The organism is Halopseudomonas sp. (genome assembly GCF_036960865.1).
GTDB lineage: Bacteria > Pseudomonadota > Gammaproteobacteria > Pseudomonadales > Pseudomonadaceae > Halopseudomonas.
Map to the genome: position 1 here is coordinate 1 of NZ_JBALWE010000029.1, position 506 is coordinate 506.

Here is a 506-nt window from a genome sequence, read left to right on the forward strand (position 1 = left end):
GCTTTGCCTTGTTCTCAGGCTCGCAGCATTGAGCATTTGGAGTTCCCGACGGTTAAAGAACATAGCCTGAAGTGGTTGTGGGAAGAGTCCCCTACCTTTGCCATGTACCGTGGCGATGAGTGGATGAAAGAGCCGTGCCGTAGCTGTGATGAGAAGGAGACGGACTTTGGCGGCTGTCGTTGTCAGGCTCTGGCCCTGACCGGTGATGCGTCGAATACCGATCCGGCCTGCAGCAAGTCGCCTCATCATCACCTGATTCAGGAGGCCATTGAAGCGGCAGACGCAGCGCGCAATAAGCACCTTGAAGGCCAGCGCCTGATCGTGCGTGAAGCGGGCGCGGTGACGGTATGAAATTGCCCCACGAGACCATGCTAGGCTCGCTCGTCGCCGGGGGTGTTCTGACCCTGCTGCTGGCGCTTCTGGTGCGGTCTTTGGTGCTGTCAGCCGGATAGGGGAGAACCGTGATGGATATACCTTTGCTTGATATAGCCCTGCGCTGGTTACAC

Annotated in this window: 1 pseudogene; it reads left to right on the forward strand. The window is 57.9% G+C overall.

The annotated features are described in order from the left end of the window. A pseudogene (locus V7747_RS18575) lies at positions 1-351 on the forward strand (hypothetical protein); the annotation flags it as partial. Between the last annotated feature and the right edge of the window lie 155 nt (positions 352-506).